A 20321-nucleotide genomic window follows, 5' to 3' on the forward strand; every position below is an offset into this window, starting at 1 on the left:
CGGGGTTGCTCCACCCTTAAGGAAAGGCACTTTTCGTGCGTAACACCGCCAAGATCACCACCGCAGTCCTCGCCGCCGGAGCCCTCACCCTCGGCCTCTCCGCCTGCGGCTCGGACAAGAGCAGCAGCGCCTCCGACACCAGCGGTCCGCTGGTCGTCGCCGCGAGCCCCACCCCGCACGCCGAGATCCTCGACTACATCAAGGACAACCTGGCGAAGAAGGCCGGCCTCGACCTGCAGGTCAAGGAGTTCACGGACTACGTCACGCCGAACACGGCGACCGAGGACGGGTCCGTCGGCGCCAACTACTTCCAGAACCAGCCGTACCTCGACGACTTCAACAAGAAGAACGGCACCCACATCGTGCCCGTCGTCACGGTCCACCTGGAACCGCTCGGTCTCTACTCCCACAAGATCAAGAAGACCGACGAGCTCAAGAGCGGTGCGACGGTCGCCGTCCCGAACGACACGGTCAACGAGGCACGGGCGCTCAAGCTGCTCGCCTCCAAGGGACTCATCACGCTCAAGGACGGCGCGGGCAACAGCGCGACCACCCAGGACATCGCGAAGAACCCGAAGAACCTCAAGTTCAAGGAGCTGGAGGCGGCGCAGACCCCGCGCTCCCTGGACGATGTCGACGCCGCGGTGATCAACGGCAACTACGCCATCTCCTCCGGCCTCAAGCCGGCCAAGGACGCGCTCTTCCTGGAGTCCGCGACGAACAACCCCTACGGCAACTTCCTCGCCGTCAAGAAGGGTCACGAGAGCGACCCGCGGGTGAAGAAGCTCGCCAAGCTCCTGACCTCGCCGGAGGTCAAGAAGTTCATCGAGGACAAGTACGCCGGTTCGGTCATCCCGTCGTTCTAGTTCCGGTCATCCCGTCGTTCCGGTCGGGTCACCGTACGGGGTCCACTCCATCACTGGGTGGGGGTACCCCCACGCCCTTCAGGCAGTGGGGGAGGGCCCCGTGGTGCAGTTCGGTGGCCTCATGCTGCATGCTGGGCAGTTCAGCGGGCCCGAAGGATCCGAGGGCCCGACGTCCCCGACGGTTACGGAGCGGCGCATGACCAGCACCTTCCCCGACATCTCCATCAGCACGGAGCGGTTGGTTCTGCGCGCCCTCGACGAGGACGACGTCCCCGCCCTGGCCGCGATGATGAACGACGAGCAGATCGGGGCCTGGACCGACGTGCCCCAGCCCTACACCGAGGACAGGGCCCGCGTCTGGATCACCGAGTACGCACCCACCGAACGCAGGGCGGGCCGCGGCCTCGACCTCGCCGTCACCGAGTTCCTCACCCAGCGCCTGGTCGGCATCGTGCAGCTCGCCAAGACCAACTGGCATGTGCGCTCCACCGAGATGTCGTACAGCATCGCCCCCTGGGCCCGCGGCGAGGGCTACGCCTCCGAGGCGGCGCTCGCCACCGCCCGATGGCTCTTCCGCGACCAGAAGTTCGAGCGCATCGAACTGCGCACGGCGGCCGACAACACCGCCTCCCAGCAGGTCGCCCAGAAGATCGGCTGCATCAGCGAGGGCGTCCTGCGCAACGCCTGTATAGCGCACACCCGCACCGAGGACGGCCGCTGGGTGGACCTGCGCACCGACTTCATCATCTGGAGCCTCCTCCCGGAGGACCTCGACGGGGTCGGCGACCAGCTCGCCGACACAGGCGGTTTCACGTCGTTCTCCGACTGGAACTGAACCGGCGGGATTCCCCGGGCCGAATCCGAGGGACGTCTGGCACCGCGCCCCGAGGAACCGCTCCCACCCGGCAGAGCCCCCCGGGCCATCACCCAGCGAGACCAGGTACCCTCACGGAGCCCGCCCGCGGGCTGCCCCCCGACGACCTGCGAAAACCTTCTGGAGACTGACGACGATGGCCGACCGGGTCACGGTGATCGGCTGGGACGGTTCGCCCCTGACCGCCGCGGCGCGCTCCGCCCTCGGCGCGGCCACCCTGGTGGCCGGAGCGGCGCACCACCTGGAGCTCCCCGAGGTACCCCGGGCCGCCGAGCGCATCCGCCTCGGCAGCGTCTCCCTCGCCGCCCGCCGCATCGCGGGCCACCGCGGCAGCGCCGTCGTCATCGCCGACGGCGACCCCGGCTTCTTCGGAGTCGTACGCACCCTGCGCGCCCCGGAGTTCGGCCTCGAGGTCGAAGTCGTGCCCGCCGTCTCCTCGGTCGCCGCCGCCTTCGCCCGCGCCGGCATGCCCTGGGACGACGCACAGGTGGTCGTGGCGCACCGCCGCACCCTGCGCCGCGCGGTGAACGTCTGCCGCGCCCACACCAAGGTCGCCGTCCTCACCTCGCCCGGCGCCGGCCCCGCCGAACTCGGCCTGCTCCTCGAGGGCGTCCACCGCACCTTCGTCATCTGCGAGGAACTCGGCACCGCGCGCGAGCGGGTCACCATCCTCACCTCCGACAAGGCCGCCGACCACACCTGGCGCGACCCCAACGTCGTCATCGTCATCGGCGGCTTCGTGGCCGCGGCCGAGGACGGCGGCTGGATCGCCGGACGCGACCCGGGCACCGGACCACGCGGCTGGGCGCTGCCCGCCCAGGCGTACGGCGGGGCACTGGGCGAAGGCGAAACGGATCTGCTGCGCGCCGCCCAACTCGCCCGGCTGGGCCCGCGCGTCGGAGACCTCGTGTGGGACATCGGTTCCGGCAGCGGCGCCTTCGCCACCGAGGCGGCGCGCACCGGCGCGGCGGTCATCGCCGTCGACCGCAATCCCGGCTCCTGCGCGCGCACCGAGGACTCCGCGCGCCGCTACGGCGTCCAGATGCAGATCGTGCACGGCACCGCGCCGCACGTCCTGGAGAACCTCCCCGAACCCGATGTCGTACGTGTCGGCGGCGGGGGCGTACAGGTCGTCTCGGCCGTCGCCGACCGCCGTCCGCAGCGCATCGTGACGCACGCGGCGACCCGCGACGCGGCCGAACTCGTGGGCCGCGATCTCAGCGAGCACGGATATCAGGTCGAATGCGCCCTCATTCAGTCCGTCGAACTCGACACAAGGGCCTGGACGGAGACCGAGCGGAGCGTCGCGTTCCTGCTCACAGGCCGTCTGCCCGATCGCAACCCGTGATCCTGTTGTCGTACTGCGCGCGGTAGGCTGGCCGATCGTTGTACCGCTCCAGGGCGATCGGCCTTTCGTAGGCCAATGTCCGGAAAACGCGCCCGTTTTGAGGCGTGTGTGGTACGGCAGAACCTGAGGACGCGCAACGTGGCGCAGTCCACAGCGGGCCGTCGCGGATCAAGCTGTCGCGAGGGTCGGACGACCGGGACAATGCCCGTTAATGGCTTTGTCGTCTTTGTTGGCCGGTCGTTCGTGCCGCTGGGCACGCACGCTCGTTCTTCACTGCGGGGCGGTCGGTGCGCCGTTCCGGGCGAGCAGGACTTGGAAGCACTAACCGATGGGCGAGGGGTACGCATGACCGACACCGGCCAGGTCCCGGGCGAGGGACTGCCGGAGAGCGCAGGCATGGTGGAGCAGCCGGGCCTCTCTGCCCCGGGCGCGTACACCTTCCTCGACCCCTCCGAGAGCCCCGCCGAGGACGACGACCTGCTTCTCATGCCGGGCGCGCAGGGAGCGTGGGGCAACGAGGTGGCCCCGCCGCCCCCGCAGCCTCTCGTCGAGGAACAGCCCCTCGTCCATGAGCCGGGCCCGCACGAGACGGCCGGCCGGGACAGCGGTTCGCTCGACCTCAGCGGCGTCCGCGTACCCGGCCCCGCGCCCGTCCCGCAGCCGGCGGCGCCGCGTCGCCCGCTGCACCTCGGCCCGCCGACCCCGGACGGCTCCGCGAGCCCGGTGCGCTCGCTCGCCGACCGAGGCCCCGCCGCCGCGCCCATGGCCACCCCCGCGACCCCCGTGCCCGCCGCAACTCCGGTACGGCACGCGGGTCCCCCGACCATCGGTCCCGAGTACCTCGACGTACCGCAGCTCTCCGAGATCCCGCCGCAGGGCGCGGTGCCGTGGGGAGCGCCGCCGGTGGGCCCCGAGGGGACGGCCGCGGAAGCGGTCGTCCCGGCGGCCGCGCAGGGCCCCGAGACCGGAGTGGTCGCCGAGGCGGTGACGCCGCAGGCGGTGCCGGTGGCGGAGGTTCCGGTCGCGGAGGTGCCGGAGGCCGTCGAGCCCGCGGCGGTCGTTCCAGATCCCCAGGCGGCGGAGGCGGTCGAGGGCCAGGTCGAGGGTCAAGGAGTCGCGCAGGCGCCCCAGGCCCCGGAGGCCGCCCACGCGCCCGAGGCGCCGGAGAGCCACTTCGTCCCGCAGGCCGAAGAGGTCGGGCCGAGCCCCGAGGCCGAGCCGGGCCTTGAGATGGCGCCGGGCCCTGAGGCCGCGCCCGAGCCGGACGGCTCCCAGACCCCGGGGGCCGCCGAGGCCACCCCCACCGCCTTCCCGGTCGCCCAGGACCTCGCGCACGTGGCGCCGCCGGTGGACGACACCGCCGGGCACTTCACCGGCGCCCCGGCCCAGGCTTCCGAGTCCGGTGAGTACGTGGCCACCGAGCAGGCGTTCCAGCCCGCGCAGGATCCGCAGCCGACGCCCGCGGCCGAGCCGGGGGCCACCGAACAGGCCCCCCAACTCGTGGACCAAGCCGCCCACGTCGCCGATCCCACCGCCCACGCGGTGGACCAGGCGCCCCGGTTCCCGGCCCAGGACGACCGGTTCCCGGAAGCCGGTGTCCACACCCCGGAACCCGTGGTCCAGTTGGCGGACATCGGTGCGGCACCCGCGTCCCACGCGGAGGCCGCACAGCCGGAGTTCGCACAGCCCGAGTTCGCCCCGGAGCCCCTCGTGGTGTCCGCCGCGCAGGCCGCCGCCGAGGCGCAGGCGCAGCTGGCGTACGCCGCGGACGACTCGCACGGACACGCGGTCCCCGGCGCCGAGGCCTTCCCGGTCCAGGCCGCGCAGTTCGCGGTCCCCGCCGAGGCGCATGCCGCGTTCGCCGAGGCCGGTGCCGGCGTACCGGTCGGTGTCGCCGCCCACGCACAGCCGCCGCACGCGGCCACGAACCAGTCGCACGGCGAGCACCACCCCGGCGACACGGCAGGCGCACCCGGATTCCAGGGCGCCCCCCTGGACCCCATCGCGGACCAGTCCCTCGGCCAGTTCGTGCCCGTCGAGGGCACGGTGCCGACGACCCCGCACCTGGCCCCGACGCCGCCGCACGCCATGACCGTGCCGCCCCTGCCCCAGGAGGAGCGGCCCCCGGCCGAAGAGCCCCCGGCGGTGGTGGAAGCGGTGGCGGTGGAGAGCCAGGAGGTGCCCGTCGCACCCCTCGCCGAGGCGGAGCCCGCCGGCGAACCCGAGCCCTTCGCTCCGGTTCCCGCGCCCCGCGCGCCCGAGGCGGAGACACCCCCCGTACCGGAGCCGCGGGAGGCGGACCCGGAGCCCGTAGTAGTCGCACAGCAAGCGGACGACCTGGACACCCAGGTCGCCGACCAGGAAGAGAGCACGGCCGTAGTGGAAGACGTACGAGAGTCCACCGGCCCCGCGGCCCCCGGCTACGACGACGCCGAGCGCGAGGCCGTGCTGCGCGTGATGCGCGAGCGCCGCGACATCCGCAACGGCTTCCGAAGCGACCCGATCCCGCACGACGTGCTGCTGCGGGTCCTGGAGGCCGCGCACACCGCGCCGTCCGTCGGTCACTCCCAGCCCTGGGACTTCGTCGTCATCCGCTCCGCCGAGACCCGGCGCACGATGCACGAACTGGCGGCCCGTCAGCGCGAGGCGTACGCCAAGTCGCTGCCCAAGGGACGCGCGAAGCAGTTCAAGGAACTGAAGATCGAGGCCATCCTCGACACCCCGGTCAACATCGTCGTCACCGCCGACCCGACCCGCGGCGGTCGCCACACCCTGGGCCGTCACACCCAGCCCCAGATGGCCCCGTACTCCTCCGCGCTCGCGGTCCAGAACCTGTGGCTCGCGGCCCGCGCCGAGGGCCTCGGCGTCGGCTGGGTCAGCTTCTTCGACGAGCGCGAGATGGTCCGCGCCCTCGGCCTGCCCGAGCACCTGGACGTGGTGGCCTACCTCTGCGTCGGCTACGTCGACGAGTTCCCCGAGGAGCCCGAGCTGATGCAGGCGGGCTGGTCCAAGCGCCGCCCGCTGTCCTGGGTCGTGCACGAGGAGACGTACGGCCGCCGCGCGCTGCCCGGTGAGGAGCCGCACGACCTGCTCGCCGAGACGGTCTCCAACATCCGCCCGCTGGACGCCAAGGCGCTCGGCGAGGCGTGGGAGCGCCAGAAGCGGATGACCAAGCCCGCGGGCGCGCTCGGCATGCTGGAGATCATCTCCGCGCAGCTGTCCGGCCTGTCCAGGATGTGCCCGCCGCCGATCCCGGAGCCCGCCGCCGTCGCGATCTTCGCGGGCGACCACGGCGTGCACGCCCAGGGCGTCACCCCCTGGCCGCAGGAGGTCACCGGCCAGATGGTGGCCAACTTCCTGGGTGGCGGCGCGGTCTGCAACGCCTTCGCCAACCAGGTGGGCGCCGAAGTCTGCGTCATCGACGTGGGCGTCGCCTCCGACCTCCCCGCGACCCCGGGTCTCCTCCCGCGCAAGGTCCGCGCGGGCACCGCCGACATGACGACCGGTCCCGCGATGACCCGCGAAGAGGTCACGGCCGCCATCGAGGTGGGCATCGAGACGGCCCGCGACCTGGTGGCGGCCGGCAACAAGGCGCTGCTGACCGGTGAGATGGGCATCGCCAACACGACGGCGTCGGCTGCCCTGATCTCCGTCTTCACCGACACCGACCCGTCCGAGGTGACGGGCCGCGGCACCGGCATCAACGACGAGACCCTCGCCCGCAAGACCGAGGTCGTACGCCGCGCCATCGAGCTCCACCAGCCGGATCCGGCCGACCCCATCGGCGTCCTCGCCGCGATCGGCGGCCTCGAGCACGCCGCCATGGTCGGCCTGCTCCTCGGCGGTGCCTCCCTGCGTACGCCGGTGATCCTGGACGGCGTCAGCGCCGGCGCCGCCGCGCTGGTGGCCCGCGCCATCGCCCCCGAGGTCCTCGCGGCCTGCATCGCGGGCCATCGCAGCGCCGAGCCCGGCCATGTCGCCGCCCTGAACAAGCTGGGCCTGCGCCCGCTGGTCGACCTGGACCTGCGCCTCGGCGAGGGCACGGGCGCGCTGCTGGCCCTGCCGATCGTCCAGAGCGCGGCGAGGGCGATGCACGAGGTGGCGACGTTCGATTCCGCGGGGGTAACCGAAAAGTAGACCGGCGACGGACCCGCACGTGCGGGGGCTTCGGAGCGCGGCCCCCCACGCGGCGGAGCCGCACAGTGTCACTGCCGGGAAGGGGCGGGCCTGGGGAAAGACCCCCTCCCGCTCCCGCCGTATCGTGGACCCGCACCCAAAACAGCACGTCAAGGCCGCTCCAACCGAGCGCAGCGGCCCCGTACGAGGAGCCGCACCGCCATGGCCGAAAACCCCGCCTACCCCGTAGGCCTCCGCCTCACCGGCCGCCGCGTGGTCGTCCTCGGCGGCGGCCAGGTCGCCCAGCGCCGCCTCCCGGCGCTCATCGCGGCAGGGGCGGACATCCACCTCGTCTCACCCGAGGCCACCCCCTCCGTCGAGGCGATGGCGGACGCGGGCGAGATCACCTGGACGAAGCGCCCGTACGAGGACGGTGACCTCGCCGACGCCTGGTACGCCCTGATCGCGACCAGCGACCGCCAGGCGAACACGGACGCCTCCGCCGAAGCCGAGCGTCACCGCGTGTGGTGCGTCCGCTCCGACGACGCCGACGCCGCGACCGCCTGGACCCCGGCCACCGGCCACAGCGAGGGCGTCACGGTCGCCGTCCTCACCACGAACGCCAAGGGCCGCGACCCCCGCCACACCGCCGCGATCCGCGACGCGGTGGTCGAGGGTCTGCGCGACGGCACCCTCGTGGCGCCCCACCACCGCACCCGCACCCCGGGTGTCGCCCTGGTCGGCGGCGGCCCCGGCGACCCCGACCTGATCACGGTCCGCGGCCGCCGTCTGCTCGCCGAGGCAGACGTGGTCATCGCCGACCGACTGGGCCCGCGCGACCTGCTCGCCGAACTCCCGCCGCACGTCGAGGTGATCGACGCGGCGAAGATCCCCTACGGCCGGTACATGGCCCAGGAGGCCATCAACAACGCGCTGATCGAGCACGCGAAGCAGGGCAAGTCGGTCGTCCGGCTCAAGGGCGGCGACCCGTTCGTCTTCGGCCGTGGCATGGAGGAGGCCCAGGCGCTCGCCGAGGCGGGCATCGCCTGTACGGTCGTGCCCGGCATCTCCAGCTCGATCTCGGTACCGGGTGCGGCCGGTATCCCGGTCACCCACCGGGGTGTCGCACATGAGTTCACCGTCGTCAGCGGTCATGTCGCCCCTGACGACGAGCGTTCCCTCGTCGACTGGCCGGCCCTCGCCCGGCTGCGCGGCACGCTCGTCGTCCTCATGGGCGTCGACAAGATCGGCCGGATCGCCGAGACCCTGATCGCGCACGGCAAGCCGGCCGACACCCCCCTCGCCCTGGTCCAGGAGGGCACGACCGCCGCCCAGCGCCGCGTCGACGCGACCCTGGCCACGGTCGCCGAGACCGTACGCGCCGAGGACGTGAAGCCCCCGGCGGTGATCGTCATCGGCGAGGTCGTGAACGTGGGTGTGCACAGCCCGCTGAACGCTTCCGAGTAACCACCGGTAACCCAACCCGTGCCCAGCCGTTGGCACCGCACCCAGGACAAGGCAGTATCACCCTGTGGCCGATCTCATCACCGTTGAGAACCCCGACGACCCGCGTCTGCGTGACTACACGGGCCTGACCGACGTGGAGCTGCGCCGCAAGCGCGAACCCGCCGAGGGCCTGTTCATCGCCGAGGGCGAGAAGGTCATCAGACGTGCCAAGGACGCCGGGTACGAGATGCGCTCGATGCTCCTGTCCGCCAAGTGGGTCGACGTCATGCGCGACGTCATCGACGAGATGCCGGCGCCGGTGTACGCGGTCAGCCCGGAACTCGCCGAGCAGGTCACCGGCTACCACGTGCACCGGGGCGCGCTCGCCTCCATGCAGCGCAAGCCGCTGCCGACAGCGGAGGAACTCCTGCGCTCCGCCCGCCGGGTGGTCGTCATGGAGGCGGTCAACGACCACACCAACATCGGCGCGATCTTCCGCTCCGCGGCAGCCCTCGGCATGGACGCGGTCCTGCTCTCCCCGGACTGTGCGGACCCGCTCTACCGCCGCTCCGTGAAGGTCTCGATGGGTGCGGTCTTCTCGGTCCCGTACGCCCGTCTCGAGACCTGGCCCAAGGGCCTGGAGACGGTCCGCGACGCCGGCTTCAACCTGCTCGCCCTCACCCCCGACGAGAAGGCGAGGTCCCTGGACGAGGCGGCCCCGCACCGGATGGACCGGGTCGCGCTGATGCTGGGCGCGGAGGGCGACGGCCTGTCCACGAAGGCCCTGATGGCGGCGGACGAATGGGTCCGCATCCCGATGGCCCATGGCGTCGACTCGCTCAACGTCGGCGCGGCGGCCGCGGTCGCGTTCTACGCGGTGGCGACGGGCCGCCCCCAGTCCTGAGGCGTGTCCGACACGCCCCAGGACCGGCTCCAGCTACAGCTAGTGCCGCGACAGGCGACGTTCGCCCCGTCGCGACGCCCGGCACGCTCCCCCACTGCCTCAAGGGCGTGGGCGGTGCCCCCACTCGCCGCACCGGCCGAAAGCCCAAGTACGTACGGTCCGTCGACGGGGCCTTCCGGCCGGCACTCCCCCAGCCTTCGGCCGGGGGGACCCCCAGAGCACGCACCGGACGCCGCTCCTTGACGGGCAAACGTTGCCTGCCGCGGCACTAGCCGTTCTCGTCCGGTCGGCTCCGGACCTGCTCGGCCGTCGGACCGCCGGGCGGCGGCGCGTGCGACGACTGCACCTGGCGTACGTCCTTGCGAGTGCCCCCGTCGCCCAGTCCGCGCGCCGGCCCCTGGCAGCCCTGCGCCGCCGCGATGCCCAGCGCGACGAGCAGCGTCACCACGACGAACACGAAGAGCCGCTGGCGCAGCAGGCGCGGGTTGGCGGGACGCCGCCCGGTCCCCGTGGTCCGGGGAGCGGGACGGCCGGTGCCGCTGCGGGACACGGGCCTGCTGCCGGAGCGCCCGGTACCCCGGGCGGGGGCGGGACGCGCACCCGACTGCGACGGCCGTGAACCCCCGTTGGTGCCGCCCGTGCGCGGCGGCGGTGTGCCCTGCGGGCGGCGCTGGGTGGGCTGCTCGGCGTACTGCTCGGCGAGGCGCCCCGTCGGCCGGTCGGGATCGCCCCGCTGCGCCGGCGGGCGTACGTCGGCCAGGCCCTGGGCCTCGCGGGCCGCGATCTCCTTGAGCCGCAGGGAGAGTTGGAGCGTGCTGGGGCGCTCCTCGGGGTCCTTGGCCAGACACGCGCGCACGAGCGGAGCCAGCGCGTCCGGAACGCCGTGCAGCTGCGGCTCCTCGTGCACCACTCGGTACAGCATCACTTCGGAACTGCCGTGTCCGAAGGGCGAGTCGTTGGTCGACGCGTACGCCAGCGTGGCGCCGAGCGCGAACACGTCGGTGGCCGGGGTGACGGCGGCCCCGCGCACCTGCTCGGGCGCGAGGAACCCGGGCGAGCCGACGGCCGTACCGACATGCGTCAGCGTGCTGGCCCCCGTCGCCCAGGCGATGCCGAAGTCGATGATCCGCGGCCCCTTGGGGGACAGCAGGATGTTGGACGGCTTGAGGTCCCGGTGCACGACACCGGCCTCGTGGACGGCGACGAGCCCCTCGGACAGCGCGGCCCCGACGGCGGCCACGTCGGCGGCCGACATCGGACCGTCCTCGGCGACCTTGTCGTGCAGCGAGGGTCCCGGCACGTACTGCGTGGCGAACCACGGCCGGTCCGCCTCGAGATCGGCGGCCACGAGCCGCGCCGTGCAGCCGCCCCTGATCCGCCGGGCCGCCGAGACCTCGCGGGCGAACCGTGACCGGAACTCCTGATCCTCCGCCAGATCAGGTCGGATCACCTTCAGCGCGACCCGCTGGCCACGGCGATCGGAGCCCAGGTAGACCACGCCCATCCCACCCGCGCCGAGCCGTCGGTGAAGCCTGAACGAGCCGACGACACGCGGGTCCTCGCGCCTCAGGCGCATCATCGCCATGTCCATCCCCGCTGCCCGGTCCGTTTGACGAGCCACAGCTTACGTTTCCGCGGCCGGGTGCGCGCAGAGGCCGCGCCCTCAGGGCCCGATCGATTGTCAGTGCCGGGTGGGAAACGTGAAAGACGGTCAGGGAATGGGCGAACAGAGCCGCTTTGGGCTGTCCATGATCCCAACCGGCCGTCGTAGAAGGGGGATTGAACCTGTGAAGGGTGATCGCGTGAAGATGGTCGTGGACGCCGGGGACACGACGCGTACGTACGAGGTGGTGGCGAGCGGGGCGCGTCGCGGGGTGGAGACCGCGGTACGCAGGGGGGTGGTGGAAGTGAGCGAAGTCACCCGGTGGGGGTCCCTCCACGCCGTTTAGGCAGTGGGGGAGGGTCAGCGGCGCGCACCGCGCGCTTCCTGGCGACGCGGGTGCCTGGCGATGGTCGAGCAGTCGGTTCCCAGGGAGGACAGCTCGGAACAGTCGGGGCACACCGGACGCCCCCTCCGGGAAGACCCTGAGACCTAGGTCCTCGTCTCCACCCAGGGGAGTAGACCGCAGGTCATCGCTCATCCTCCGGGAGGCCCGGCAATCGGTACGAGGGCATGACGACCGATCGCCACCGCACCCATAGATTTGAGGTCAAGCGGCGGGTGCAGCACTCGTCCCCCGAGGTCAGACACTCGCCGCTGTCAACCACACAGATGCTCGGTCAGGAGAGGGACCATGGCCCAGACGGCACCGCGGACGGCGATCCGCACAGGACGCAAGGCGTACAGCACCGCGTTCCGCCCGCGTCGTCAGGGCCAGCGCCACCCCTTGGTGGCGACAGCGATGGTCCTTCCTCTTGCGGCCCTGCTCGTAGTCGTCTTCGGCGGCTGGGACGCAGTGGTCACACAAGCGTCGTCCGTGGGCGTGATGCTGGGGCGCTGAGCGGCGCCCCAGGCCCGGAAGAGCGGTCCGGGCGGGGACATCCGGCCATGAAACCCCGTGGGGACGGGGGTGCGGCGGACGGCACAAATGCCCGCGCAGCTGGGGAGCTGCGCGGGCATTGTTTTGTCCTGGGCCGGGGCGCGGCCCCACGGCCCAGGGGCGCGGGGAACCGCGCGACCGGCCCCCACTCACCCGCGGTCGAAGAACCCACCCCGGGGGTCTGGGGGGCGCAGCCCCCAGGGATGGGACGGGTAGGGACGGCGGAGGCGGAGAACGTACGCTCGCGAGGAACAGACCGCACACCCCAGGGGGCCCCGTGACCGCAGACGTGCTGCCCGCCCTGACCGCCGGGGCGCGCACCGCGGCCCACCCCGGGGACACCGCCTGCACCCACCACGACTCCGTCCTCGCCGACCGGCACGACGGCACCGTCGTCCGCCACGGCGACACCGTGGCCAAGGCCCACGCTCCCGGCACGGATCGCGCCGAACTCTCCCGCCGTCTTGAGACCGCCGCACACCCCGCCCTCACCGGCATCCTCCTCACCCCGCTGCGCCCGAAGCCCGTCGACCTCCACGGCCGCCTGGTCACCTTCTGGCCGTACGGCACCCCGGTCGACCCGGAGACCCCCGAGGCCGCTCCCTGGGAGGCGGCCGCGACCCTGCTGGCCCGCCTCCACCGGACCCCCGCCCCCGCCCCCGACGGCCTGCCGGCCATGCGAGGCCCCGCCAAGGCGGCCAGGGCGATCGCCCGGCTCCGGGCGGCGGGCCCGCACCCGGCCGCCGCCCCGGTGCTGCGCGCCTGGGCGGCCCTGCCCGCCTGGGCCCGCGCCGAGGCCCCCATGCCGGCCGCGGGGACCCTCTGTCACGGAGACCTGCACCTCGGCCAGCTCGTCCGCCGTCCCGCGCCGGCCGGCCCCTGGCTCCTCATCGATGTGGACGACCTGGGCGTGGGCGTTCCGACCTGGGACCTGGCGCGCCCGGCCGCCTGGTACGCCTGCGGTCTGCTCCCGCCCGACGAGTGGACCCGCTTCCTGACCGCCTACCGGCGTGCGGGCGGCCCGGCCGTCCCCGCCGACGGCGACCCCTGGCCCGCCCTGGACGTGGCGGCACGCGCCCTCACCGTGCAGACCGCGGCCCTCGCGATCGCCAAGTCCGTCGGGGAGGACCGCCCCTTGGACGAGGTGCAGCAGGCCGTGATCGACGCCTGTGACCGAATGGGTTTTGTCCCGCCCGAGTTGGTACACGACCCGACCGCGTAGGGTGCAACCGTTCGAGGCCGGACAGTGTCTGTCCTGGCGGAAGCGGTACCGAACGGCAAGGAGTTGAGCCGAGCATGCAGTGTCCGAAGTGCCATGCGCCGATGCACACGTACAACCGCAATGGCGTCCAGATCGAGCAGTGCAGCGGCTGCCGCGGGATATTTCTCGATTACGGCGAGCTGGAGGCGCTGAGCCGCGTGGAGTCCCAGTGGTCGCAGCCCGCGCCGCCCCCGCCCGCCCCGCAGGCCTACCCCTCGGCGCCCGCGCCCGCGTGGGGCGCCCCGCAGCACGGCGGACACGGAGGCCATGGCGGCGGTCACTACGGCGGTCACCACCGCCACAAGAGCTTCGGCCACATGCTCTTCTCCTCCTGAGCACGACCGGAGGAACAACCGGCACGACGAAGCCCCCGGCCGTACGAGACGGCCGGGGGCTTCGGCTGGTGCGCGATACTGGGATTGAACCAGTGACCTCTTCCGTGTCAGGGAAGCGCTCTCCCGCTGAGCTAATCGCGCAGGTGAACCTACAGATGGTGCGGTGGTGCCTGGTGGTGCGTACTACGTGCGCGATACTGGGATTGAACCAGTGACCTCTTCCGTGTCAGGGAAGCGCTCTCCCGCTGAGCTAATCGCGCGGGGATCCATGTGGACCAGGTCCTTGCGGACCAGTGGACGATACTGGGATTGAACCAGTGACCTCTTCCGTGTCAGGGAAGCGCTCTCCCGCTGAGCTAATCGTCCTTGGAGGTGGAGACGGGATTTGAACCCGTGTAGACGGCTTTGCAGGCCGTTGCCTCGCCTCTCGGCCACTCCACCAGGAGTGTGGGGGTTCGGGACGATCCCCCACTTCCTGCGAGCGGACGACCAGGTTCGAACTGGCGACCTCAACCTTGGCAAGGTTGCGCTCTACCAACTGAGCTACGTCCGCGTGTCGTTTCCGTTCGGCTTGCGCGTCCCGGCGACGTGTTGAACTCTAGCGGATTCCCGGGCCAGCACAAAAACGCGTTTGCGCAGCGTGCTGCGGTTCCTCCGGCAAAGGACACGGTCAGGGCACCCGCAGGTCACCCGACCTAGACTCGACTGCGTGCTCGACCTCCCTCCTCTCGCCCGTTTCGGTGGCCTCGTCGCGACCGGTCTCCTCGACGTCACCAGCGACCCCGCGGCCCTGGACTCGGCCGGTTTCTGGGCCGTGGCGGCCGACTTCGAGGGCGGCCTGGTCTGCGCCCGCTTCGCCGACGTACGCACCGAACCCGTGCCCGCGCCCGTCCCCGGGCAGTGGCAGGGACCCCCGCCCGGTGACTGGACGTCCTCCCTCGACCGCGCCGCGTACACGGCCGGTGTACGGCGTATCCGCGCCCACATAGCCGCCGGCGAGGTCTACCAGGCCAACCTGTGTCGTGTCCTGTCCGCACCCCTCGCTCCCGATGCCGACATCGACGCCCTCACCGCGCTGCTGGCCCGCGGCAACCCCGCCCCCTACGCGGGAACGATCCGCCTGCCCCGCCACGGCGTCGAGATCGCCACCGCCTCGCCCGAACTCTTCCTGCGCCGCACCGGCTCGGTCATCGAGTCGGGCCCCATCAAGGGCACCGGACGCACCGAGGCCGACCTCCTCGACAAGGATCACGCCGAGAACGTCATGATCGTGGACCTGGTCCGCAACGACCTCGGCCGTGTCTGCGCCACCGGCACCGTCACCGTCCCGGACCTGTGCGTCATCGAAAAGCACCCCGGGCTCGTCCATCTCGTCTCCACCGTCCGCGGTGAACTGCCCGCGGACACCGGCTGGCCCGCACTGCTGGCCGCCGCGTTCCCGCCCGGCTCCGTCACCGGTGCCCCCAAGTCCAGCGCCCTGAAGATCATCGGCGCCCTGGAGACCGCACCTCGCGGCCCCTACTGCGGAGGCATCGGCTGGGTCGACGCCGACCGCACCACCGCACAGCTCGCCGTCGGCATCCGCACCTTCTGGACCGACCGCGACGAAGGAGTTCTGCGCTTCGGCACCGGCGCCGGCATCACCTGGGGCTCCGACCCCGAAGGCGAATGGCGGGAGACCGAGCTGAAGGCCGCCAGGCTGCTCGCGGTAGCGTCGGGACAGTTCGAAGAGGCGTACGAAAGCGGAAGGACTCTGAAGTGAAGATCTGGCTCGACGGGGGTCTGCAGGACTGGGAGTCCGCCCGCGTCTCCGTCTTCGATCACGGACTGACCGTGGGTGACGGCATCTTCGAGACCGTGAAGGCGGTGGACGGGCGGCCGTTCGCGCTGACCCGTCACCTCGACCGGCTGGTCCGCTCGGCGCGCGGCCTGGGGCTGCCCGAACCCGACCGGGAGGAGGTGCGCCGCGCCTGCGCCGCCGTCCTGGACGCCAACCCGATGCCGCTCGGCCGGCTGCGGATCACGTACACCGGTGGCTACGGCCCGCTCGGCTCCGACCGTGGCGAACACGGACCGACCCTGCTCGTCGCCCTCGGCGAGTCCACCCGCCGTCCCGACTCCACCGCCGTGATCACCGTGCCCTGGACCCGTAACGAACGCGGCGCTCTCACCGGCCTCAAGACCACCTCGTACGCCGAGAACGTCGTCGCCCTGGCCCGCGCGCGCGAACAGGGCGGGAGCGAGGCGCTGTTCGCCAACACGGTCGGGCAGCTGTGCGAGGGGACGGGGTCGAACGTCTTCGTCGTCCTCGACGGCGAGATCCACACCCCGCCCGTCGCCTCCGGCTGCCTCGCCGGCATCACCCGCGCGCTCGCCGTCGAGTGGACCGGCGCCAGGGAGACCGATCTGCCGCTGGATGTCCTGGAGCGCGCGGACGAGGTCTTCCTGACGTCCACGCTGCGGGACGTGCAGGGTGTGCACCGGGTCGACGGGCGCCAACTCCCGGGCGCGCCGGGCCCGGTGACCGCCAAGGCCATGCGGATCTTCGACGAGCGCTCCGGCGACGACCTCGATCCGTAAGAGCCACGGATATTGAGCTGACCTGGAGCTCCGGCGCGGGTAGAACACCCTTGATGACCACGACCCTGCGGCCGACCGAGCCGCTTCAGCGCGAGGCCGACGGGACGCGTTCACGCCGGTACCAGGTGTGTGTGAACAGCCGTCCCGTCGGGGTGATACATCTCGGCACGAGCCCCGACTTCGGTGATTCGGTGGCTCGCATCCTGGACCTGCGCATCGATGAGCCGGACCGTCGGCGCGGCCGGGGCACGGTGGCCGCGCTCGCCGCCGAGGAGGTGGCGCGCGGGTGGAGCTGCAGGCGGATCGAGGCATCGGTGCCCGCGGAGGCGGAGGCGGCGCTCAAGGTGGCGACGGCTCTCGGCTACGTCGTGCGCAACCGCCATATGGAGAAGCCGCTCGGCGGCATCCCGTCCGAGCTGCCCGCGGGGAGCCGGGGGCGGCCCATGACCGCGGAGGAGTTCGGCCCCTGGCAGGAGCAGGACAGACGGGCGTACGCGCAGAGCTGGATCGAGCGAGGGGTGCCCGAGGCCGAGGCCCGTGCCAGGGCCCTGAGGGACTATGCCACCCTGCTGCCGGACGGCCTGGCCACCGAGGGCATGGTCTTCAGCGTCCTGGAGCACGAAGGGACCGCGGTCGGCACGCTTTGGACGGGCTCGCGTCAGGACAGGGCCTTCGTCTACAAGGTCGAGGCCGACGCGCGGCACAGGGGCAAGGGCCACGGCCGCACGCTGATGCTCCTGGCGGAGAGGCAAGGCGTCGCGGCCGGCCGACCCGCCATCATGCTGAACATCTTCGCGGGCAACGCCCCCGCCGAGCGGCTCTACGAGTCACTCGGGTACGAGACGCTCACCTACCACCTGTACAAGGACCTGCTCTGAACCCTGCTCCGAGGTTCACTCGCCCTCGGCGAGCAGGCGGTCGGCGATCTCCTCGATGCGCTCGCGCAGTCCCTCCTGGCTCTTGCCGCCGTCGAGCCGCTCGCCGCCGATGACATACGTCGGGGTGCCGGTCACGCCGATGGCCTTGCCCTCGGCCTGGTCGGCGTCGACGATCAGGATGTGCCGGCCGTCGATCAGCGCGGTGTCGAACTCCTCCGCATCCAGGCCGAGTTCGCGGGCCACCTCGATCAGGAAGGGCTCGCCCTTGCGGTCGAGCTCCTCGACACGGTCGAGGACCGCCTCGACGTACGGCCAGGACCGGCCCTGCTCCGCGGCCTCCTCGGCGGCCTGCGCGGCGGCGAAGGCGTGCTTGTGCTTCTCCAGCGGGAAGTGCCGCAGCCGCAGCTCCAGACGGTCGCCGTAGCGGGCGCGCAGTGCGCTCAGGTCGGCGAGGGCACTGCGGCAGTCGGGGCACTGGAGTTCGCACCAGACGTCCAGGACGGCGGTGGCGCGGGCTGCGGAGGAGTCGTTCATGGCACCCAGTCTCCCAGCCCCGCCGACGGCGCCCCAACCGGGACCTGGGGAGGACCCCGACCCGGAGATGTCCCTGAGGTCCACCCGGAGCATGGCATATCGGACGTCGGGCGGTGCAGGATGGAAGGGACGAACCGACCCGCTGTACCGAGCCCTGCCCTGGAGGACCGGATGATTGCCGAGACCGTCTGTTCCGCCGTCTCCGCGGCCGGCCTCGGCATCGCCGCGGTCACGGCCTACCGCAAGCGCTTCCTCTCCGCCGCCCGCATCGCCGCCTACTCGCTGGTGCCCGTCGGCCTGGTGATGACCGGGGTCGTCGGCTGGCTGGCCGACACCGCCTTCAGCCCCACCGCGTGGGCGGGCTTCGGCGTGCTGGGCGTGGCCTGGCTGCTGTTCATGACCACGCGGGCCGTGGAGCGGCGCGGCGGCGGGACCCGGAAGGAACGCAAGGCGGCCGCACGGGCCGCCCAGCGCGAGGCCGTGGCCCCCGCGGCCTCGGCGCCCTCGCTGAGCCAGGGCTCCCGCCCGGCCGCCCGACCCGCGACGACGCCTCGGGCCACCGGCTCCGGCGACGATTTCAGCGACATCGAGGCCATCCTGAAGAAGCACGGCATATGACGGGCTGAAACGACACAGAGGATCATGGGAGAGCGCGGAAACGATCACGTTCGTGCCTGGTCATCGCGGATATTGGCGAACTCCCGGTCATTCCGCGCGTGTTGATCGCGGAGCGGGTGGTGGCTGCGTCATCATCGCCGCGAGATGCTGGACACAACACAGAGCGACACCGCTGCGCCTCCCGAGGAGCCGCGGGGTTGTCTCTACGCGCTTTCCCAGCCACCGCTGATGATCTTCCTTGCGGTGATCGGCTGTCTGCTGCTCATGGCTTCGCTGCACGATCTGCTGCTGCTCTGAGCCGTACACGGAGCCCCTGGCGCCACCCGCCGAGGGCTCCGTCAGCCCGCCGCGCGTCCTGCGTCCGTCAGCCCGCCGCCTCCTTGCGGCGCGCCCGGTACGCCGCCACGTGGAGTCGGTTTCCGCAGGTCCGGCTGTCGCAGTAGCGGCGCGAGCGGTTGCGGGAGAGATCCACGAAGGCGCGCCGACAGTCCGGGGCCTCGCAGCGCCGCAGCCGGTCCTGTTCTCCGGCGACCACGAAGAAGGCCAGCGCCATCCCGCAGTCGGCCGCGAGGTGGTCGGCGACCGAGGCGCCTGGCGCGAAGTAGTGCACGTGCCAGTCGTAACCGTCGTGGTCGGTGAGCCGGGGTGTGGTGCCGGCGGCGGCGACCAGCTCGTTGATGAGAGCCGCGGCGATGCGGGGGTCGTCGGCGGCGAAGACTCCGGCGAACCGGCCGCGGACCCCGCGTACGGCCGCGAGATCGTGCTCCGACAGCACGCCGACATCACTGAAATCGTGCCTTCGTACGAAATCGGCGAGGGACGCGACATCCGCGAGCCCGTCGGTCGTGTTGTCGTCCGGCGCGGTGTTCACCAGATCCACCACGGCGTCCAGGGAACACCGGGTGTCGTGGGTGATCAGCACGTTTCGCTCCCTGGCCTGGGGGTCGGGCCGGCGCCCGCCGATGCTGGCCGATGGTAGTGGCTTCCCGGCGCGGGGGAGCGGGGCGGTGGAGGTGTACGCGGCCCGCCACGCCTCCGCGCCAGTTCACGGGCCTGGGCCCGCACCCCGAACACCTCCGAAACCGTGTCGGGCCCCGCCACGGCCCGGCCGGCTCTGAGCTCGGCTCACCGCTCGTACGCGGGGTGCGAGGGGCGCACGGTGCGGCCCCGCCCGGTCTGTCGGCCCCGACCCCGACCAGGGGTTTGATCCCGTGCCGCCCCGGCTCCGACCCGGCCCCGGCCGCGCGCCCCGGCGCCGTGGCCGTCGCGAGGTCTGCTGTCGACCACGCGCACAGGCGCCGCCCCCGCGGGAGTCCGCGGCGACGGCGCCGGTGTTCGTGCCCTTTGCGGTTGTGCCCATTGCGGATGTCTAGGCCCGAGCCGTCTCCCCGAGTGGACGGCGCCGGGCGGCTCTATGGGGGGCTCGTCAGCTCTCGGCCAGGATGTGTGAGAGCTCCGTGTCGAGATCGAAATGCCGGTGTTCCGTGCCGGGGGGCACGGCGGCGTCCGTTCGCTTCAGGAACGATTCCAGGGCCCGCGCCGGGGCCTCCAGCAGGGCCTCGCCCTCCGGGGAGCTCAGGGCGATGCATACGACGCCCTGGCCATGGCTCCGGGACGGCCAGACTCGGACGTCGCCGGTACCGGTGGGCCGATGCAGGCCCTCGGCGAGGAGGTCGCGGGCGAACACCCACTCGACGGTTTCCTCGGCTCCGGTGTGGAAGGTGGCGTGCACGGCGTAGGGATCGGCCGTGTCATACCGCAGTCCTGCGGGTACAGGCAGTGAGGACTCGCTCGACACAACGAGGCGCAGGTGCAGCTCGCAGCTGACCGTGGTGTTCATAAGCGCCAGGGCCTTTCGCTCAGTGTGCGCTCGGGGATTCGCACGTCGGCGAAATCGACATGCCACCTACGGTGCCGTTGTAAACCCCTCTGAGCGTTTTGCGTGTCTTTACGTAACTCTTCCGGCCGAGAGTCGGTTCGCCGGATAGGGCCATTCCGGTGACTGGTTTCTCTCCGGTAGG

The 20321-nt window shown here is 72.2% G+C and carries 18 protein-coding genes, 5 tRNA genes and 1 pseudogene; 15 read left to right on the plus strand and 9 right to left on the minus strand.

What is annotated here, in order from left to right; all coding sequences use genetic code 11:
• Positions 1-35: 35 nt before the first annotated feature.
• The 6 genes from OG568_RS39320 (at position 36) to OG568_RS39345 (ending at position 9554) form a co-directional block, all read left to right on the plus strand.
• Positions 36-866, plus strand: coding sequence for a MetQ/NlpA family ABC transporter substrate-binding protein (locus OG568_RS39320; protein ID WP_190169761.1), 831 nt, complete (start codon positions 36-38; stop codon positions 864-866).
• A gap of 196 nt (positions 867-1062) precedes the next feature.
• Entirely contained in the window at positions 1063-1701 is a 639-nt protein-coding gene (locus OG568_RS39325) for a GNAT family N-acetyltransferase (RefSeq protein ID WP_329534965.1), read from the plus strand.
• 175 nt (positions 1702-1876) lie between these two features.
• A complete protein-coding gene (gene cbiE, locus OG568_RS39330) occupies positions 1877-3088 on the plus strand; it encodes a precorrin-6y C5,15-methyltransferase (decarboxylating) subunit CbiE (protein ID WP_329534966.1) in 1212 nt (403 codons plus the stop codon).
• A 345-nt stretch (positions 3089-3433) separates the two neighbouring features.
• A complete protein-coding gene (cobT, locus tag OG568_RS39335) occupies positions 3434-7225 on the plus strand; it encodes a nicotinate-nucleotide--dimethylbenzimidazole phosphoribosyltransferase (protein ID WP_329534967.1) in 3792 nt (1263 codons plus the stop codon).
• A 201-nt stretch (positions 7226-7426) separates the two neighbouring features.
• Entirely contained in the window at positions 7427-8671 is a 1245-nt protein-coding gene (cobA, locus tag OG568_RS39340) for a uroporphyrinogen-III C-methyltransferase (RefSeq protein ID WP_266651408.1), read from the plus strand.
• 64 nt (positions 8672-8735) lie between these two features.
• On the plus strand, positions 8736-9554 hold the full coding sequence (locus OG568_RS39345) for a TrmH family RNA methyltransferase (protein ID WP_329534968.1): 819 nt from the start codon (positions 8736-8738) through the stop codon (positions 9552-9554).
• Between the two features lie 268 nt (positions 9555-9822).
• On the opposite strand, the gene OG568_RS39350 is transcribed toward OG568_RS39345, so the two are convergent.
• Complete coding sequence (locus OG568_RS39350; protein WP_329534969.1) at positions 9823-11145, minus strand: serine/threonine-protein kinase; 1323 nt, start codon at positions 11143-11145, stop codon at positions 9823-9825.
• A 196-nt stretch (positions 11146-11341) separates the two neighbouring features.
• Between OG568_RS39350 and OG568_RS61535 the strand changes: the two are divergent.
• The 4 genes and pseudogenes from OG568_RS61535 to OG568_RS39370 all read left to right on the plus strand — a co-directional run bounded on the left by OG568_RS61535 (position 11342) and on the right by OG568_RS39370 (position 13690).
• Positions 11342-11650: pseudogene (locus OG568_RS61535) on the plus strand (hypothetical protein).
• 198 nt (positions 11651-11848) lie between these two features.
• Positions 11849-12055 carry a hypothetical protein gene (locus OG568_RS39360; protein WP_329534971.1) on the plus strand — a complete coding sequence of 69 codons (207 nt, stop codon included), beginning with the start codon at positions 11849-11851 and terminating at the stop codon, positions 12053-12055.
• A gap of 316 nt (positions 12056-12371) precedes the next feature.
• Entirely contained in the window at positions 12372-13316 is a 945-nt protein-coding gene (locus OG568_RS39365; protein ID WP_329534972.1) for a phosphotransferase family protein, read from the plus strand.
• 74 nt (positions 13317-13390) lie between these two features.
• On the plus strand, positions 13391-13690 hold the full coding sequence (locus tag OG568_RS39370) for a TFIIB-type zinc ribbon-containing protein (RefSeq protein ID WP_054230604.1): 300 nt from the start codon (positions 13391-13393) through the stop codon (positions 13688-13690).
• 66 nt (positions 13691-13756) lie between these two features.
• Here the strand turns inward: OG568_RS39370 and OG568_RS39375 are convergent.
• The 5 genes from OG568_RS39375 to OG568_RS39395 all read right to left on the minus strand — a co-directional run bounded on the left by OG568_RS39375 (position 13757) and on the right by OG568_RS39395 (position 14243).
• Positions 13757-13831, minus strand: a tRNA-Val gene (locus OG568_RS39375).
• A gap of 47 nt (positions 13832-13878) precedes the next feature.
• Positions 13879-13950, minus strand: a tRNA-Val gene (locus tag OG568_RS39380).
• Between the two features lie 34 nt (positions 13951-13984).
• Positions 13985-14056, minus strand: a tRNA-Val gene (locus OG568_RS39385).
• A gap of 1 nt (position 14057) precedes the next feature.
• Positions 14058-14131 (minus strand) — tRNA-Cys (locus OG568_RS39390).
• A gap of 39 nt (positions 14132-14170) precedes the next feature.
• Positions 14171-14243: transfer RNA gene (locus OG568_RS39395), tRNA-Gly, on the minus strand.
• 156 nt (positions 14244-14399) lie between these two features.
• On the opposite strand from OG568_RS39395, the gene OG568_RS39400 reads away from it, so the two are divergent.
• Genes OG568_RS39400 through OG568_RS39410 form a run of 3 tightly spaced genes read left to right on the plus strand, consistent with a single transcriptional unit; the run spans position 14400 to position 17148 of the window.
• A complete protein-coding gene (locus OG568_RS39400) occupies positions 14400-15452 on the plus strand; it encodes a chorismate-binding protein (RefSeq protein WP_329534973.1) in 1053 nt (350 codons plus the stop codon).
• Positions 15449-16270 (plus strand): aminotransferase class IV, encoded by an 822-nt coding sequence (locus OG568_RS39405; RefSeq protein ID WP_266581141.1) that lies wholly within the window; start codon positions 15449-15451, stop codon positions 16268-16270. Before OG568_RS39400 ends, OG568_RS39405 begins: the two co-directional genes overlap by 4 nt.
• Positions 16271-16323: 53 nt before the next feature.
• Complete coding sequence (locus OG568_RS39410; protein WP_329534974.1) at positions 16324-17148, plus strand: GNAT family N-acetyltransferase; 825 nt, start codon at positions 16324-16326, stop codon at positions 17146-17148.
• Between the two features lie 15 nt (positions 17149-17163).
• On the opposite strand, the gene OG568_RS39415 is transcribed toward OG568_RS39410, so the two are convergent.
• Entirely contained in the window at positions 17164-17682 is a 519-nt protein-coding gene (locus OG568_RS39415) for a DsbA family protein (protein WP_329534975.1), read from the minus strand.
• A gap of 171 nt (positions 17683-17853) precedes the next feature.
• On the opposite strand from OG568_RS39415, the gene OG568_RS39420 reads away from it, so the two are divergent.
• On the plus strand, positions 17854-18300 hold the full coding sequence (locus tag OG568_RS39420; RefSeq protein WP_266416226.1) for a hypothetical protein: 447 nt from the start codon (positions 17854-17856) through the stop codon (positions 18298-18300).
• Positions 18301-18444: 144 nt separating this feature from the next.
• Entirely contained in the window at positions 18445-18597 is a 153-nt protein-coding gene (locus tag OG568_RS39425) for a hypothetical protein (protein ID WP_168490065.1), read from the plus strand.
• Between the two features lie 67 nt (positions 18598-18664).
• Here OG568_RS39425 and OG568_RS39430 read toward each other — a convergent pair whose 3' ends face one another.
• Positions 18665-19222 carry a CGNR zinc finger domain-containing protein gene (locus OG568_RS39430; protein WP_266416232.1) on the minus strand — a complete coding sequence of 186 codons (558 nt, stop codon included), beginning with the start codon at positions 19220-19222 and terminating at the stop codon, positions 18665-18667.
• A 504-nt stretch (positions 19223-19726) separates the two neighbouring features.
• Positions 19727-20140: an SsgA family sporulation/cell division regulator gene (locus OG568_RS39435; protein WP_003959770.1), complete on the minus strand. Its 414-nt coding sequence runs from the start codon at positions 20138-20140 to the stop codon at positions 19727-19729.
• Positions 20141-20321 lie beyond the last annotated feature (181 nt).

It is taken from the genome of Streptomyces sp. NBC_01450 (assembly GCF_036227505.1).
Lineage (GTDB): Bacteria > Actinomycetota > Actinomycetes > Streptomycetales > Streptomycetaceae > Streptomyces.